The 15,275-nt window shown below is 68.0% G+C and carries 14 protein-coding genes; 5 read left to right on the forward strand and 9 right to left on the reverse strand.

Annotated features, from left to right (window positions below; genetic code table 11):
- Positions 1–22 precede the first annotated feature (22 nt).
- The 5 genes from RCAP_RS11760 to RCAP_RS11780 form a co-directional block, all read right to left on the reverse strand.
- Positions 23–1,822 carry a peptidoglycan D,D-transpeptidase FtsI family protein gene (locus RCAP_RS11760; RefSeq protein ID WP_013068089.1) on the reverse strand — a complete coding sequence of 600 codons (1,800 nt, stop codon included), beginning with the start codon at positions 1,820–1,822 and terminating at the stop codon, positions 23–25.
- Positions 1,819–2,217, reverse strand: a complete 399-nt coding sequence (ftsL, locus tag RCAP_RS11765; protein ID WP_013068090.1) for a cell division protein FtsL — start codon at positions 2,215–2,217, stop codon at positions 1,819–1,821. Before ftsL ends, RCAP_RS11760 begins: the two co-directional genes overlap by 4 nt.
- Entirely contained in the window at positions 2,214–3,230 is a 1,017-nt protein-coding gene (gene rsmH / locus RCAP_RS11770) for a 16S rRNA (cytosine(1402)-N(4))-methyltransferase RsmH (protein ID WP_013068091.1), read from the reverse strand. Before rsmH ends, ftsL begins: the two co-directional genes overlap by 4 nt.
- Before the next feature lies 1 nt (position 3,231).
- Positions 3,232–3,717, reverse strand: coding sequence for a division/cell wall cluster transcriptional repressor MraZ (gene mraZ, locus RCAP_RS11775; protein WP_238530261.1), 486 nt, complete (start codon positions 3,715–3,717; stop codon positions 3,232–3,234).
- 754 nt (positions 3,718–4,471) lie between these two features.
- Complete coding sequence (locus RCAP_RS11780; RefSeq protein WP_013068093.1) at positions 4,472–5,536, reverse strand: Mrp/NBP35 family ATP-binding protein; 1,065 nt, start codon at positions 5,534–5,536, stop codon at positions 4,472–4,474.
- 303 nt (positions 5,537–5,839) lie between these two features.
- Here RCAP_RS11780 and RCAP_RS11785 point away from each other — a divergent pair, with 303 nt between their 5' ends.
- Entirely contained in the window at positions 5,840–6,043 is a 204-nt protein-coding gene (locus RCAP_RS11785; protein ID WP_013068094.1) for a DUF1127 domain-containing protein, read from the forward strand.
- Between the two features lie 482 nt (positions 6,044–6,525).
- Positions 6,526–7,323, forward strand: a complete 798-nt coding sequence (rlmJ, locus tag RCAP_RS11790) for a 23S rRNA (adenine(2030)-N(6))-methyltransferase RlmJ (RefSeq protein ID WP_013068095.1) — start codon at positions 6,526–6,528, stop codon at positions 7,321–7,323.
- A gap of 6 nt (positions 7,324–7,329) precedes the next feature.
- On the opposite strand, the gene RCAP_RS11795 is transcribed toward rlmJ, so the two are convergent.
- The 3 genes from RCAP_RS11795 to ftsY form a co-directional block, all read right to left on the reverse strand.
- On the reverse strand, positions 7,330–7,578 hold the full coding sequence (locus tag RCAP_RS11795; protein ID WP_013068096.1) for a hypothetical protein: 249 nt from the start codon (positions 7,576–7,578) through the stop codon (positions 7,330–7,332).
- Positions 7,579–7,698: 120 nt separating this feature from the next.
- Positions 7,699–8,313 (reverse strand): inner membrane-spanning protein YciB, encoded by a 615-nt coding sequence (locus RCAP_RS11800; protein ID WP_013068097.1) that lies wholly within the window; start codon positions 8,311–8,313, stop codon positions 7,699–7,701.
- Between the two features lie 269 nt (positions 8,314–8,582).
- Positions 8,583–10,022 carry a signal recognition particle-docking protein FtsY gene (gene ftsY, locus RCAP_RS11805; RefSeq protein ID WP_013068098.1) on the reverse strand — a complete coding sequence of 480 codons (1,440 nt, stop codon included), beginning with the start codon at positions 10,020–10,022 and terminating at the stop codon, positions 8,583–8,585.
- A gap of 353 nt (positions 10,023–10,375) precedes the next feature.
- Between ftsY and RCAP_RS11810 the strand changes: the two genes are divergently transcribed.
- Together RCAP_RS11810 and RCAP_RS11815 are read left to right on the forward strand one after the other, a co-directional pair.
- Positions 10,376–11,713 (forward strand): alkane 1-monooxygenase, encoded by a 1,338-nt coding sequence (locus RCAP_RS11810; protein ID WP_013068099.1) that lies wholly within the window; start codon positions 10,376–10,378, stop codon positions 11,711–11,713.
- Between the two features lie 67 nt (positions 11,714–11,780).
- Positions 11,781–12,191, forward strand: a complete 411-nt coding sequence (locus tag RCAP_RS11815) for a hypothetical protein (protein ID WP_013068100.1) — start codon at positions 11,781–11,783, stop codon at positions 12,189–12,191.
- Between the two features lie 114 nt (positions 12,192–12,305).
- On the opposite strand, the gene xseA is transcribed toward RCAP_RS11815, so the two are convergent.
- Entirely contained in the window at positions 12,306–13,769 is a 1,464-nt protein-coding gene (gene xseA / locus RCAP_RS11820; RefSeq protein ID WP_013068101.1) for an exodeoxyribonuclease VII large subunit, read from the reverse strand.
- A gap of 85 nt (positions 13,770–13,854) precedes the next feature.
- Here xseA and purD point away from each other — a divergent pair, with 85 nt between their 5' ends.
- A complete protein-coding gene (gene purD, locus RCAP_RS11825) occupies positions 13,855–15,117 on the forward strand; it encodes a phosphoribosylamine--glycine ligase (RefSeq protein WP_013068102.1) in 1,263 nt (420 codons plus the stop codon).
- Positions 15,118–15,275 lie beyond the last annotated feature (158 nt).

The following is a 15,275-nucleotide window of genomic DNA, read 5'->3' on the forward strand; positions in this document are numbered from 1 at the left end:
GGGGCAACGCCCCGCTCTGCCCTCAATGCCCTTTCGCGGCCTTGACCAGCTGGATCCCGTCCAGCACCTCGGGCACGCTGTCGGCCGGGCGCAGGCCCAGGATCGGCGCGATGCGGCGGATCACCTCGGCCGCAACCGGCACCGCGGTCCAGCCCGCCGTCCGCCGCGTCTCGTTCGCGGCAAAGGACGAAGGCTCGTCCAGCGTCAGCACCAGCACATATTTCGGATCCGAGGCCGGAAAGGCCGAGGCAAAGGTGGCAATCACCTTGTTGTCGTAATAGCCGCCGCCCGGTTTCACCTTGTCGGCGGTGCCGGTCTTGCCCGCGACCTCGTAGCCCTTCACATCGGCGAAGCTGGCGGTGCCGCGCGTCACCACCGCGCGCATCATCGCCAGCGACTTGCGCGCCGCCTCGGTCGACATCACCTGCGGCCCGCGTTCATGCGTGGCCGCATGCACGAGCGTCGGCTTGACCCGATAGCCGCCATTGGCGATCGTCGCATAGGCCGCCGCCAGATGCAGCGGCGAGGCCGCCAGCCCGTGGCCGTAACCCACCGTCATCGAGGTGATCTCGGACCATTTCCCCGGCACGATCGGCCGCCCCGAGGGGGCCTCGGACAGCTCGACCGGGGTCGGCGCCATGAAGCCCAGGCTTTCCAGGAACGCCTTTTGCCGCTGCCCGCCGATCAGAAGCGCGATCCGCGCCGTGCCGACGTTCGAGCTTTCGACGACGATATCGGTGATCGACAGCGCGGGCCCGTAATTGTGGAAATCGCGGATCCGGAACCGGCCCCAGACCATCGGCGATTTCGTGTCCAGCATCGTCGTCGGGTTCACCAGCCCCAGTTCCAGCGCCTGCGCCACGGCAAAGATCTTGAAGGTGGAGCCAAGTTCATACACCCCCTGCACCGCCCGGTTGAAGAGCGGGCTGTCGGAGGCATCGCCCTTGACCAGCGGCGTCGGGCGGTCGTTCGGGTCGAAATCGGGCAAGGAGGCCAGCGCGACGATCTCGCCCGAATGCGCATCCATCACCACCGCGGTGGCGCCCTTGGCATTCATCAGCTTCATGCCGCCGGCCAGGATCTCCTCGACCGCCTGCTGCACCGTCAGATCGATCGAGAGCTTCAGCGGCGCGCCATTGTTGGCCGGATCGCGCAGCCAGCCGTCAAAGGCCTTTTCCACCCCGGCCGTGCCGATGATCTCGGCGCTGTCCACGCCCTCGTTGCCAAAGCGCGCGCCGCCCAGCACATGCGCCGCCAGCCGCCCGTTCGGATAAAGCCGCATCTCGCGCGGGCCGAACAGCAGGCCCGGCTCGCCGATGTCATGCACCTGCTGCAGCTGCTCGGGCGAGATCTTCTTCTTGATCCAGACGAATTTGCGCGTGCCGGTGAAATCGGCGGCCAGGCGTTTCGCATCCAGATCGGGGAAGATCTTCGCCAGTTTCTTCGCCGTGCCGACCGGATCGACCATCATCGGCGGCTGCGCGTAAAGCGCATGCGTCACCAGGTTCGTCGCCAGCACCCGGCCCTCGCGGTCGGTGATGTCGGCGCGCTGCGCCAGGATCGCCGGGGCGGTGTCGGCGCGTTGCGGTTCCTCGGGGGTCGAGGCGGCGAGCGTGCCCATCCGCACCCCCACCGCGCCGAAACAAACGCAGAAGATCCCGATCACCAGCCCGATCCGCCAGGCGACACGGGCGCGGGCGGCTTCGCGCCCCGCCTCGCCGCGGGCGCGGATATTGGCGCGTTCGATCAGGTCGGGGTTTTCGCCGCGGGCGCGGGCATCCAGGATCCGCGCCAGCGGGCGCAGCGGCGTGCGGGGGCTCATTGTGCCTCCTCTTCGGCGATGCGGGAGCTTTCGTCATCGGTCGGCGGCGCGGAAACCTCGATCGCCTGCGCGACGGCCTGATCGATCGACAGCGGGTCGGTGCCCTCGGGCGCGGGATAGGCGACCATCGCGGCGGTGCCGAACTGATCGGGGGTCATCGGCAACAGGCCCAGCGAGGCGAAATTCAGGTTCACCAGCTCGCGCAGCCGCTCGGGACGGTTCAGATAGGCCCATTCGGCGCGCAGGACGCTGAGGCCTTCCTGCAGATCGGCGATCTCGGCATTCAGCGCGCGCAGTTCCTGTTCGCGGTCCTGGGTCGCGTAATTGACGTGATAGGCCCAGAAGGCCAGACCCAGAACACAAAGCGAAACAAGGATATACGAGATGGTCTTCATCTGGGGCGGCCCCGGCTGCGGTCGGTTTCGAAAAGGGGGGCCGGCAGGCCAAGGCTGCTGCGGTCAGCTCTACCGGCGGGGGAATCGGTGCGGGCACCGATGCGCAGAATAGCAGAGCGTGCCCGCGGGTTCTGTGCAAGCTCGATTTCGTCCGGCCCCACCCCCTTGCGGGTCACAAGATCGAAGGCCGCCGCCTCGGGCGCGGCCTCGGGCGCATAGCGCGAGCCCCCGGGCGCCCGGCCCGCGCGGGCCTGAAAGAAGCGCTTCACCACCCGGTCTTCCAGCGAATGGAAGGTGACGACGGCCAGTTTGCCCCCCGGTTTCAGCGCCCGCTCGGCCGCTTCAAGCCCCGCGATCAGCTGGCCGAATTCGTCATTCACCGCGATGCGCAGCGCCTGAAAGCTGCGCGTGGCGGGGTGGCTTTGCCCCGGTTTCGGCCGCGGCAGGCAGCGCTCGATCGTCGCCACCAGCTGCTTCGTGCTCTCGTAAGGCGCGCTTTTGCGGGCCTCGACGATGGCGCGGGCAATCCGGCGCGAGGCGCGTTCCTCGCCGTAATGATACAGGATGTCGGCCAGCGCGCCTTCCTCGGCCGTGTTCACCAGATCGGCGGCAGAGGGCCCGGATTGCGACATCCGCATGTCCAAGGGCCCGTCGCGCAGAAAGGAAAAGCCGCGCTCGGCCTGATCGAGCTGCATCGACGACACGCCCAGATCCAGCACCACCCCGTTCAGCCCTTCGGGCGCGATCTCGGCGGCGACGGCATCGAGGTTCGAAAAGGTGTTCTCGACCAGCACCAGCCGCTCGCCGAACTCGCCGCGCCAGGGCGCCGCCATCTCGAAGGCCAGCGGATCGCGGTCGATGCCGATCACCCGCCCGGCCCCCGCCGCCAGCAGCCCGCGCGCATAGCCGCCCGCGCCGAAGGTGCCGTCCAGCCATGTCCCCAAGACAGGCGCGACCGCCTGAAGGAGCGGTCGCAGCAGAACGGGAATATGCGGGGTGTCGGGTCGGTCCATCTCAGCCCCCGTTGAGCAGGCTGAGCGGGTCGAAATCCTCGCCCATCTCGGCCATCAGTTTTTCCAGCCGCGCCTGATCGACGGCGGCGAAGGTCTCGGGGTTCCAGATCTCGAAAGTCTCGCCCATGCCGGCGAAATAGGCGTCGCCGGTCAGCTGGAAGCGCTCGCGCAGCTGCGCGGGCAGGACCAGACGGCCATCGGGGTCGATCTCGGTCGGATGCGCCTTGTTCAGCACGAAGCGTTGCAGGATGGCGCGGCTCGGGTCGCTGTAGGGGCGCGCGTTGATCGCGGCCGCCAGCTTCTGAAAACCCGCAAAGGAATGAACCTGCAGCATTTTCTGGGTGTCGGCGCCGTAGACGATGACCAGACGCGGGCGTTTCGTCACGGCGGCTTCGGGATCGCCCTCCTCGAGCTCACGACGAAACAGCGCGGGGATCGACACGCGACCCTTGCTGTCCACCTTGAAGGTGTATTCGCCGATGAACATGCCCGCCAAGGCGGCAACTCCCGTCCCCTCCCCGCGGTGGTCTTGAAGGAAAACGGCGGACCGAGCTGCTGCCACTGCTCGATCCGCCGCCCTCGTCCCATCTCTGGGCTGTCCGGTCTGCGCGCGCCACCTGGGGGATGTCTGCTCGCTCGCGCGCCGGATCTCTCTTTCGTGAAGCGGGTGCCTGTATGAAACTTCGGTCTTTGCGCCGTTGAGGTCTTGCTGCCTCTTGCCCGTCTTCCGTGAGGCAGTGATGCCATGGTCCCGGTGGGATTTCAAGGGATATTTTGGGAAGCGATGGAATTCCTGTCCGGCACGTGACACGGAAAGCGATGTTAACTCAACAGCTTGTGGATAACTTTTGCAGCAAAGGCAAAGCTGTAGCGGGATTGATCCAGATCAACCACAACATCTAGGCAACACCTCTGTGACAGATCTGCCATCCCGTCCGGTGGGGCAAATTCCCGCGCAACAGGCCAAAACCCGCAAAATCCCGGGCAAGCGCCGCGCAGAACGCCCCGATCACGGCCAAACACGGGCAAGTGATTCGGGCGGCGACGCCCGCCCGCCAATCCGTCCCATGATTTCCCACCCAAGACCCCAAACTCCGCAACGCCAAAGGGCAGCCCTGCGACTGCCCTTTCATCTTGCTTCAAATACCTCGGGGGTCGTCCATTGGTGCGCCATTGGTTCAAGACCCAATGGACGACGGGGCGGAGCCCCCGCCCGGGTCGCCGCGCCAGGCGCGGCGAAATCAGGCCACGCCGCGCCCGATCAGCTCTGCCGCGATCGCCGCATAGGCCCCGGCCGCGGCGCCCGTGCCCAGCGCCACGGGACGGCCCGCATCCCCCGCCTCGCGCACTTCAAGCGCCAGCGGCAGCGATCCCAGGAACGGCAGGCCCAGCCGCGCCGCCTCGGCCTCCACCCCGCCATGGCCGAACAGATGCGCCTCGTGGCCGCAATTCGGACAGACATAGGTGGACATGTTCTCGATCAGCCCCAGCACCGGCAGCTTCAGCTTGGCAAACATGTCGAGCGCCTTTTTCGCATCCAGCAGCGCGATGTCCTGCGGCGTGGACACGATCACCGCGCCGTCCAGCACGGTCTTCTGGCACAGGCTGAGCTGAATGTCCCCGGTGCCCGGCGGCAGGTCGATCACCAGCACGTCGAGCGGCCCGAAATGATCCCATTTCACCTGACCGAGCATCTGCTGCAGCGCCCCCATCAGCATCGGGCCGCGCCAGATCACCGCCTCGTCCTCGCGCAGCATCAGCCCGAGCGACATCAGCACCACCCCATGCGCGCGCACCGGCAGGATCGTCTGACCATCGGGCGAGGCGGGCTTTTCGGTGGCCCCCATCATCCGCGGCTGGCTGGGCCCGTAAAGATCGGCATCGAGCAGCCCCACCCTTTTGCCCGCCCGCGCCAAAGCCACAGCCAGGTTCGAGGCGACGGTGGATTTGCCCACCCCCCCCTTGCCCGAGCCCACGGCGATCACATGCGCCACGCCCGGCACCGGCAGCGGCCCGTCCTGCGGCTTCGCATGCCCGCCGATCTTCACCCCGCCGCCCGGCGCCTTCGACGGCCCGGCCGGGATCACCACCGACAGGCTTTGCACCCCCGGCAGCGCCCGCACCGCCGCCTCCAGCACCGGCCGGATCACCAGCAGCTCCGCCTCGGGCGCACCTTCCAGGACAAAACGCACCACCCCCGATTCGACGGCCAGCGCATGCACCAGATTGCGACCGACCGCATCCCCGCCCCCCGGCAAGGCGGTCTTGCGCAGCGCTTCCAGCACCGATTCCTTCGTAAGCGTCATGGCTCTCTCCTGTCGATTTGCCGGGGACTGTGGCGCATTTGCCGCGGGCTGCAAGGGGGCGCCCCGCGCCCAAGCAAGATTTGCACGATATTTGCGCGGTCAAATATGGAATTAATCCAGTTTGGAGGCGGATTCAGGTCAGAATCCGTTATGCATTTTCTGCAAGGCCGCATTGCCCCTGCCGCCCATTGTGCATCTGCAGCAATCGGGCCATGTTAGCCCCAACAGCGACGGTGCACCACAGCGACAGCCGGACGGTCCGAAGCTAAACCCCAAGACGACACGAACGAAAGAAGACGACCGATGGCACTGGTCAGCGACATCCGGACGACCGATAGCGGTTTTTCCAATTTTCTGGCCTCGATCCGCGAGGCTCTGGCGCGGCGCAAGGTCTATCGCCAGACGCTGGCGGAACTGCGCTCGCTGTCGAACCGCGAGTTGAACGATCTTGGCATGCACCGCTCGATGCTGACCCGCATCGCGCTGGAAGCCGCCTACGGCAAATAACGACTTCCGGAGACCCTCTCCTCCTCCCTGGGTCTCGGAGATCGGCGGCATCCTCTCTCCTCCTCCCTGAGGATGCCGCCACCCCATACCGGCCCCATCTGCCGGACCAAGGATCAAGCCCCTCTCCTCCTCCCTGGGGCTTCGATAGAAGACGGCGGCCTCGTCCTCCTCCCAGAGGCCGCCCGTCTTCGACCTGATCCTGCCGCCCTCTCCTCCTCCCTGGGCGGCGGTGTGGTGCTGCCCACCTCCTCCCGGGCGGCACCGGAAAACCCGAGGCCCTCTCCTCCTCCCTGGGCCGAGGTTATCGCGGCGGCGCTCTCTCCTCCTCCCTGAGCGCCGCCGCTTTCTTTTGCGCCACCCAAAGGCGGGGGGCGCTGCCCCCCGGCGCTGACGCGCTCCCCCCGGCGTATTTGCACCAAGAAAAAGCAGCCCCTTGCAGAGGGGCCGAGACCGGGTCAGGAAGGCGGGAAAGGGAGGACGCGATGCTGTCTTATCAACATGCCTATCACGCCGGAAATCTGGCCGATGTGCACAAGCATGCGCTGATGGCGGCGCTGCTCGACTACATGACGCGCAAGGACAAGCCCTTGTCCTACATGGAAACCCATGCCGGGCGCGGGCTTTATGCGCTTGATGGCGCCGAGGCGGCGAAGACGGGCGAGGCGGCGGCGGGGATCGCGCGGGCCGAGGCCGGGCGCTGGTTTGCCCCCGATCACCCCTACAGCCGGGCGCTGGCCGCGGTGCGCAAGGCGCATGGGCCCGCCGCCTATCCGGGCTCGCCGCTGCTGGCGGCAACGCTGTTGCGGCCGGTGGATTCGCTTCAGCTGTGCGAGCTGCATCCGCAGGAATTCGCCGCGCTGAAGGCGGCGATGGCGGCGCATGGCGGGATCTTTCACCAAAAGGACGGGCTGCAGATGGCCTTGGCGATGTGTCCGCCGACGCCGCGGCGCGGGGTTCTGCTGATCGATCCCTCGTGGGAGGTGAAGTCGGATTACGAGACCGTGCCGAAGCTGGTGGGCCAGCTGGCGCGGAAATGGAACGTCGGCGTCATCGCGCTTTGGTATCCGATCCTCGCGCCCCATGTGGCGGTGGCCCCGGCTCAGCGCGCGATGGTGCGTGCGCTGATGGCGGATCACCCCGAGGCGCTTTTGTCCGAGGTGCAGTTTCCCCCCGCGCGCGAGGGCCACGGGATGGTGGGCTCGGGCATGGTGTTGCTGAACCCGCCCTGGGGCCTCGACGAGGAAGCGGCGCAGATCGGGCGCCGCTTCGCAAAGCTGTGAGGGGGCTCAGGAGCGGCGCATCATCCCGGCCGCCAGCACCCAGAGGATGCAGACCGGCCAGACCGCAAGCGGCGCAAAGCCCATGGTGAAGATCGCGCCCACCAGCGCCACCAGGATCAGCGCCACCCCGCCGCGGACCGAGGTGTAAAGCAGCCCGACCGGGCCAAAGAGCACGACCAGCAAAAGCGCCAGCGGTTCATGGTGAAAGCCGACTTCGGCGGGGGTTTCGGAGGCATTGGCGGTGACGGTGGACATGTCTGGCTCCTGTTCAGCGCGGCCGGGCGATCCGGCCGTGATGCGCGCAGGCTCCTGCCGAAACGCGGCAGGATTGCGGCAATTCCCCGACCGGCTAAAGTTGCGCCTATTTTGCCCGGCTCAGCTTTCGGACTTGCCGCCCTCCTCGGGGGCGAAGCGGGCAAACAGGCGGCTTTGCGCAACAAAGAAGCCCATCAGCAGGATCGTCAGCCCGAAGGTCTTGAAATTGACCCAGGTCGCATCCGAGAAGTTGCGCCAGATCACCTCGTTGGCGATCGCCAGAAACAGGAAGAACGCCACCAGCCGCCGGGTCAGGATCACCCAGCCCTCGGCCCGCATCGGGATCGCGCCATCCATCACCAGCTGCAGCCAGGGCTTGCCGCGGATCAGGCCAAAGCCCAGCAGCGCCGCGAACAGCAGATAGATCAGCGTCGGCTTCATCTTGAAAAAGCGCGGATCGTTGAACCAGACCGACAGCCCGCCAAAGACCGTGACCAGCACCAGCGTTGCCACCTGCATCGGCGCCAGATGGCCCGAAAGCCGCCACAGCACCGCCATCGAGGCGATCAGCACCGGCACGAAGACCGCGGTGGCCAGAACGAAACCGCCATAGGTCTCGCCGCCCAGCGTCACGGGATGGTCGCGCAGCAGGAAGAAGGCCGCAAAGAAAACCACCAGCGGCCCGAAATCAAGCGCGAGCTTCAGCCCCTGCGGTATCGGTTTGCGTTCTGCCATCTGTCCCCCTCCGCGGCTGCCCGCGCTCCGGGCGCCTCTCCCATCGGGCGACCCGCGCCTGATAAATAGGCAAGGACGGGCGCAAGGACAGGGCTTTTCGTCGCCCGGTGCGGTTTCCTGACAGGATTGTGTCCTTCGCGCCGCAGCAGGCCCGCTTTTCCTTGGGCGAAACGCCGGGGGGTTGCGCGTCAGCGCAAGGGGGGGGCAGCGCCCCCCCGAAGCGCCTGAGGCGCGGCGGGCTTGCCCGCCCAACGAAGGCGCAACCACCTTCAGTCGGCTTCGATCCCCACCAGCGCGGCGGCGAATTCCTCGGGATCGAAGGGCGACAGATCGTCGATCTGCTCGCCCACCCCGATCGCATGGATCGGCAGGCCGAACTTGTCGGCGAGCGCGACCAGCACGCCGCCCTTCGCCGTGCCGTCGAGCTTCGTCATCACCAGCCCCGAGACGTCCGAGATCTTGCGGAACACCTCGACCTGCGCCAGCGCATTCTGCCCGGTCGTCGCATCGAGCACCAAAAGCGTGTTATGCGGCGCGGACTCGTCGATCTTGCGGATCACCCGCACGATCTTCGCCAGCTCCTCCATCAGATCGGCGCGGTTCTGCAGCCGCCCGGCAGTGTCGATCATCAGCAGATCCACCCCCTCAGCCGCCGCCCGCGTCAGCGCGTCATAGGCGAACGAGGCCGGGTCCGCCCCCTCGGGCGCGGTCATCACCGGCACCCCGGCGCGGTCGCCCCAGACCTTCAGCTGCTCGACCGCCGCGGCGCGGAACGTGTCGCCCGCGGCGATGATCACCGATTTGCCCGCGGCGCGGAACTGCGACGCGAGCTTGCCGATCGTCGTCGTCTTGCCCGAGCCGTTCACGCCGACGACCAGCACCACCTGCGGGCGGCGCGCATAAAGCGGCATCGGCCGCGCCACGGGCTCCATGATCCGCGCCACTTCGGCGGCCAGAATGTCCTTGAGTTCCGGCACCGAAAGCTTGCGCCCCATCCGCCCCTCGGCCAGGTTCGCCGTCACCCGCAGCGCCGTATCCACCCCCATGTCGGCGGCGATCAACAGATCCTCGATGCTTTCGAGCATCGCATCGTCCAGCACCCGGCGCGGCACGTCGGGACGGCTGACCAGACGCCCCAGCAGCCCCGCCCGCCCGGGCGCCACCGCGGCGACAGGCTCCGGCTGCGGCGCGGGTTCGGGTTCCGGCTCGGGTTCGGGCGCGGTTTCAGGCTCGGACCCGTTGCCACCCCGCCCCAGCAGGCGACCAAAGAAGCCGCGTTTGGCAGGCTCCGGTTCCGCCACGGGCTCGGGGTCCGGCTCAGCCGCAGGTTCGGGCTCAGGCTCCACCACGGGTTCGGGTTCGGGTTCCGCCACGGGTTCCGGTTCCGCAACGGGTTCAGGCTCCGGCTCCGCCACGGGTTCGGGTTCCGGCTCCACCGCAGGTTCAGGTTCCGGCTCCACCACGGGCTCCGGCTCCGGTTCCACCGCGGGCTCCGGCTCCGGTTCCACCGCGGGCTCCGGCTCCTGTTCCACCGCGGGCTCCGGCTCCACCACAGGTTCGGGTTCCGGCGCCGCCACCGGCGCGGCCAAAGCCTCGGCTTCGGGCTCCGGTGTGGTGTCCGGCGCCTCGGCGATGATCGCGTCAAGCCCTTCCTCGATCTTCGAGGACGAGCGTGTGAGCCGGGACTTCAGCTTGTTGAAGAACGACATCGGAGCCTCCGTTTTGCAAATCCCTACCGGATCGGGGGGAAAGAGGGAAGGGAGAAGCCCGGACCGGCGCCCTTCCCCGCCAGGACCCGGCGAAAAGGACGACTCGCCCGGCCGCGACGGCGCCCCGGCGCCCGGTCCCGCGGCCGGATTTCCGCATCGCGCCCCCGCCCGGCAAAGGCGACGCATCGCCACAGCGCCCGCCGATCCGCGCTGCCTGCGGGCAAAATCCGCCCGAGGGCGGGTGCTTGCGCGGAAATCCGGCCTTGCGGCAAGTCGTCGCCCTGCGGTTTCCGCAAAGCCGTCTAAAGTGCGCGCTCAAGTCGGAGCCATCTCATGCCGGAGTAAACCGCATCATGACTGAAAAGCCCGCTGAACTGTCCTTCGCGAAATTCATGGTCGCCCTGCGCAGCCTGCGCAAGATCGGCCGCGAAACCCCCGACGTGGACACTTTCGCTCTCTTCGCCTTCGCCCCGGTGCCGCTGATCTTCCTTGGCGCGCTGTTCGGAGGCATCTTCTCCTGGCTGGCCATCGCCTGGATCACCGTCGGCATCTTCGTGCTCGACCGCCGCGCGCCCAAGCCCGCCCCCGACGCCCCCGAGGGCGCCGCCTTCCCGAAAGCCGACAAGCTCTCCTCGGCGCTGGCCATCACCCATTTCGTGCTCTTGCCGATCGTCGTCGCCTCGCTCGCGGGCTTTGCGGGCATCTCGACCATGGGCACGCTGGGGCTGATGATCGCCGCCGCGCTCTGGTTCGGGCAGGTCTCGAATGCCAATGCGCATGAGCTGATCCACCGCGCCGACCGGAAATTGTTCAACCTCGGCAAGTGGGTCTATATCTCGCTGCTTTATGGCCACCATGTTTCGGCGCACCGGCTGGTGCACCATGTCTCGGTGGCGACCCCCGCCGATCCGGCCACGGCGACGCTGGGCGAAAGCTACTGGAATTACGCCTCGCGCACGTGGTCGGAATCCTTCAAGGCGGGCTACGCCAAGGAAAAGGCGATCATCGAGGCGCGGATCAAGGCCAATCCGGGCAAGCCCACGATCCGGGAACGGATCAACCGCATCAACCCCTATGCCACCTATGTTCTGGGGGGCCTTTGGTTCGTGATCGGCGCCGGGCTTCTGTTCGGCTCGGCCGGGTTTGCCAGCTTCCTGTTCCTCTGCGCGCTGACCCAGGCGCAGCTGATGCTCTCGGATTACGTCCAGCATTACGGCCTTGTGCGAAAGGAAACCGCGCCGGGCGACTATGAACCGGTGAGTGCCGCGCACAGCTGGGACGCGATCGAAACCGGCTCGGCCTTGATGATGCTGAACGCGCCGCGCCATTCCGATCACCACGCCCATCCCGCGCGCCCCTATCCGGCGCTGCAACTGGGCGATCTGAAGGAACCGGGCCGCCCGATCCTGCCCTACAGCCTGCCGGTGATGGCGATGCTGGCGCTGGTGCCCTCGCAATTCGCCAAGCTGATGGATCACCGCGTGCTGGCCGTGCGCAAGGGCGAAAGCGTCTACAGCGAACCGAAGCCGAAACAGGCCCCGGCGCCCGCCGCCGCGCCGACCGATGCGCCGACCGACGACGCCGGGCCTTTGGTCCTGACGGACGCCGAACCGGCCGAGGCCCCCGCGCCGGAGGTCAGCCAGGCCCCCGCCGCCCCGGCCGCGGCCGAACGGGAAAAGGCCGACGCCTGAAAATCACGCAGGCGTGGCTTCCCACGCCTGCCCCGATACGGCAAGCTGGGCGCAAAGGGAGACCCCGATGCGCCCAGTTTTCATTTCACTCGCCCTCGCCCTGACGCCGCTGGCCGCGCTGGCCGAAGACATCGGCCCGCCGCTCACCGCCGAGCAGTTCGACGCGCTGACGCTGGGCAAGACGATCACCTATTCGGCCGGGAACACCACCTACGGCATCGAGGAATACCGCCCCGGCCGCAAGGTCGTCTGGGCCTTCGCCGCGGGCGATTGCGAGGAAGGCGACTGGTTTCCGCAGGGCGAGCAGATCTGCTTCGACTACCACAGCCCCGATGTCGGCCTGCAATGCTGGACCTTCCATCTGCAGGGCGATGCGCTGGTCGCCTGGTTCGAAGGCAAACGCGACGGCGCGCCCCTCGTCTCGCTTGACACCAGCGCCGCGCCGCTCAACTGCCCCGGGCCCGAGGTCGGGGTCTGACCGACCGCGCGCCCGGCCCCGGCGTCGGCAAGATGCGTATTTGCACCAAGAAAAAACATGGGCTTTTTCTTGGTGCAAATACGCCCTTGCGCCGGGTCGTCGCGGGAAAGCCCCTCAGAACAAGGAGCCCTGATCGGGCGGAGTTTTCGCCGCTTTGCGCGGTTTTGCCGCCGGTTTCGGGGCGGGCGCAGGCGGCGGCGCATCGGAGGGAAGGACGCGCAGGCGGCCATCCTGAAACTCGATCTCGAGCGGCGCCAGCCCTGCCGCGGTGGCGGCAGAGGTCAGCACCTGATCGGCCGGGCCGCGCACCACCGCATAGCCGCGCCGCAGCGTCTCCTGATAGCCGAGCGTCTGCAACATCGCGGCGAGCCGCGCGAACCGGTCCTGCGCGCGCGTCAGCCGGGCCTGCTCTGCGCGGAGAAGCCGGTCGGAAAGCCCCGCCAGCCGGTCGCGTTCGACCCGCAGATAGGTCTGCAAAAGCTTGGGCGAGATCCGCGCTTCCAGCGGCGCAAAGGCCGCGCGCTTGCGCACGACGACCATCCGCAGCGCGGGCAAAAGCCGGTCGGCCACCAGATCGAAGCGCTGCCGCCGCGGCCGGGTGATCGCCTCGGGGCGGCCGAGCGCGCGGGAGAGATCGGCCAGACGCTGCGCCCGGCTGGCCATCCGGGTCTGGGTGGCGCGGCTGATCCGGGCCTGCATTTCCGAAAGCCGGGTGGCCAGTTCGGCGCGCACCGGCACCGCCATTTCCGCCGCCGCCGTCGGCGTCGGCGCGCGGCGATCGGCGGCAAAGTCGATCAGCGTCGTGTCGGTTTCATGCCCCACCGCGGAAATCAGCGGGATCTTGCTCTCCGCCGCCGCGCGCACGACCGCTTCCTCGTTGAAGCCCCAGAGGTCCTCGAGCGAGCCGCCGCCCCGCGCGACGATGATCAGATCGGGGCGCGGCACCTTGCCCCCCGGCGCGAGCGCGTTGAAGCCGCGGATCGCCGCCGCGACCTCGGCCGCGCAGGCCTGGCCCTGCACCGCAACGGGCCAGATCAGCACCCGGCGCGGAAAGCGGTCGCGCAGACGGTGCAGGATGTCGCGAATGACCGCCCCCGAGGGCGAAGTGACCACCCCGATCACCGCGGGCAAATACGGGATCGGCTTTTTCCGCGCCGGATCGAAGAGCCCCTCGGCCGCCAGCGCCTTGCGCCGGGCCTCGAGCATCGCCATCAAGGCCCCCGCCCCCGCGGGTTCGACATCATCGACGATCAGCTGATATTTCGACTGCCCCGGAAAGGTGGTCAACTTGCCGGTGGCGATGACCTCCATCCCCTCCTCGGGGCGGATCTGCATCCGCGCCACCTGCCCCTTCCAGCTGACCGCGGCGATCACCGCATTCGGATCCTTGAGGTCGAAGTAAAGATGCCCAGAGCCGGGACGGCTGACCCGCCCGACCTCGCCGCGCACGCGCACGCGGGTGAATTCGCCCTCGATCACCCGCTTCACCGCGCCCGAGATTTCCGAGACGGTGAATTCGGGGGTGTTGCCGGAGGGGCCGGTTTTCGAAGCCTCGGGGCCGTCGTCCAGGATGTCCATGTCGCCTTGCCTGATGTGTCGCGAAACCTTAGAAGGCGCGAAAGCCGAGGCCAAGGGCCATTGCGGCCACAAACGGGGGAACCGCATGAACATTCTCATTCTGGGCAGCGGCGGGCGCGAACATGCGCTGGCCTGGGCGGTGAAACAGAACCCGAAATGCGACCGGCTGATCGTCGCCCCCGGCAATGCGGGCATCGGGCAGCTGGCGGAACTCGCTGCCATCGACCCCTGCGACGCCACGGCCGTTCTGGCCTGTGTCGCGGAAAACGCGGTGGATTTCGTCATCGTCGGCCCCGAGGCGCCCCTGGCCGCGGGCGTGGCCGATGCGCTGCGGGCGGCGGGGGTGCTGACCTTCGGACCCTCGGCGCAGGCGGCGCAGCTTGAGGCCTCGAAAGCCTTCACCAAGGAAATCTGCGACGCCTGCGGCGCCCCCACCGCCGCCTGGGCGCGGTTTGCCGATCTGGAGGCCGCGCTGGCCCATGTGCGGGCGCAGGGCGCGCCGATCGTGGTCAAGGCCGATGGTCTGGCGGCGGGCAAGGGCGTGATCGTGGCGATGACGCTCGCGGAGGCCGAGGCCGGGCTGCGCGAGATTTTCGGCGGCGCCTTTGGCGCGGCGGGCGCCGAGGTGGTGATCGAAGAATTCATGGCGGGCGAGGAAGCGAGCTTCTTCATCCTGTCGGACGGGGTGAACGTGGCCCCCATCGGCACGGCGCAGGACCACAAGCGGGTGGGCGACGGCGACACCGGCCCGAACACCGGCGGCATGGGCGCCTATTCCCCGGCGCCGGTGCTGAGCGCGGCGATCCAGGAGCAGGTTCTGGCCGAAATCATCCGCCCCACCGTGGCGCAAATGGCGCGGCGCGGCATGCCGTTTCAGGGCGTGCTTTACGCCGGGCTGATGATCGAGAACGGCCGGGCGCGGCTGGTCGAATACAACGTCCGCTTCGGCGATCCGGAATGCCAGGTGCTGATGATGCGGCTGGGCGGTCAGGCGCTCGATCTGCTGCAGGCCTGCGCCGAGGGGCGGCTGGATCAGATCACCGCGCAATGGGCCGAAGATTGCGCGCTGACCGTAGTGATGGCGGCGCGCGGCTATCCGGGCACTTACGAAAAAGGCAGCGAGATCAAGGGCCTCGACAGCCTGCCCGAAACCAGTGCGCAAATGGTCTTTCATGCCGGAACGACGGCGCAGGACGGCAGGATCCTTGCCACCGGCGGGCGCGTGCTCAACGTCACCGCCCGCGCCGCGACCCTGGCCGAGGCGCAACAGCGCGCCTATGCGATGGTCGATGCGATCGACTGGCCCGAGGGGTTCTGCCGCCGCGACATCGGCTGGCGCGCGCTCTGAGACGAAACGGGGGCGCTGCCCCCCTCCTGCTTCGGCCAATTCACCCCCCGGGATATTTCGGGCAAGATAAAGAAGGTCTTTTCCTTTCATCTTGCCCGAAATATCCCGGGGGAGCCCGCTTGCGGGCGGGGGCAGCGCCCCCGAAGCGCCCGACGCGC

This window comes from Rhodobacter capsulatus SB 1003, assembly GCF_000021865.1.
GTDB lineage: Bacteria > Pseudomonadota > Alphaproteobacteria > Rhodobacterales > Rhodobacteraceae > Rhodobacter > Rhodobacter capsulatus_B.

Coding starts and splice junctions, on each gene's coding strand:
- RCAP_RS11760 (WP_013068089.1), bottom strand. CDS start 1,822: ATGAGCCCCCGCACGCCGCTGCGCCCGCTGGCGCGGATCCTGGATGCC.
- ftsL (WP_013068090.1), bottom strand. CDS start 2,217: ATGAAGACCATCTCGTATATCCTTGTTTCGCTTTGTGTTCTGGGTCTG.
- rsmH (WP_013068091.1), bottom strand. CDS start 3,230: ATGGACCGACCCGACACCCCGCATATTCCCGTTCTGCTGCGACCGCTC.
- mraZ (WP_238530261.1), bottom strand. CDS start 3,717: ATGTTCATCGGCGAATACACCTTCAAGGTGGACAGCAAGGGTCGCGTG.
- RCAP_RS11780 (WP_013068093.1), bottom strand. CDS start 5,536: ATGACGCTTACGAAGGAATCGGTGCTGGAAGCGCTGCGCAAGACCGCC.
- RCAP_RS11785 (WP_013068094.1), top strand. CDS start 5,840: ATGGCACTGGTCAGCGACATCCGGACGACCGATAGCGGTTTTTCCAAT.
- rlmJ (WP_013068095.1), top strand. CDS start 6,526: ATGCTGTCTTATCAACATGCCTATCACGCCGGAAATCTGGCCGATGTG.
- RCAP_RS11795 (WP_013068096.1), bottom strand. CDS start 7,578: ATGTCCACCGTCACCGCCAATGCCTCCGAAACCCCCGCCGAAGTCGGC.
- RCAP_RS11800 (WP_013068097.1), bottom strand. CDS start 8,313: ATGGCAGAACGCAAACCGATACCGCAGGGGCTGAAGCTCGCGCTTGAT.
- ftsY (WP_013068098.1), bottom strand. CDS start 10,022: ATGTCGTTCTTCAACAAGCTGAAGTCCCGGCTCACACGCTCGTCCTCG.
- RCAP_RS11810 (WP_013068099.1), top strand. CDS start 10,376: ATGACTGAAAAGCCCGCTGAACTGTCCTTCGCGAAATTCATGGTCGCC.
- RCAP_RS11815 (WP_013068100.1), top strand. CDS start 11,781: ATGCGCCCAGTTTTCATTTCACTCGCCCTCGCCCTGACGCCGCTGGCC.
- xseA (WP_013068101.1), bottom strand. CDS start 13,769: ATGGACATCCTGGACGACGGCCCCGAGGCTTCGAAAACCGGCCCCTCC.
- purD (WP_013068102.1), top strand. CDS start 13,855: ATGAACATTCTCATTCTGGGCAGCGGCGGGCGCGAACATGCGCTGGCC.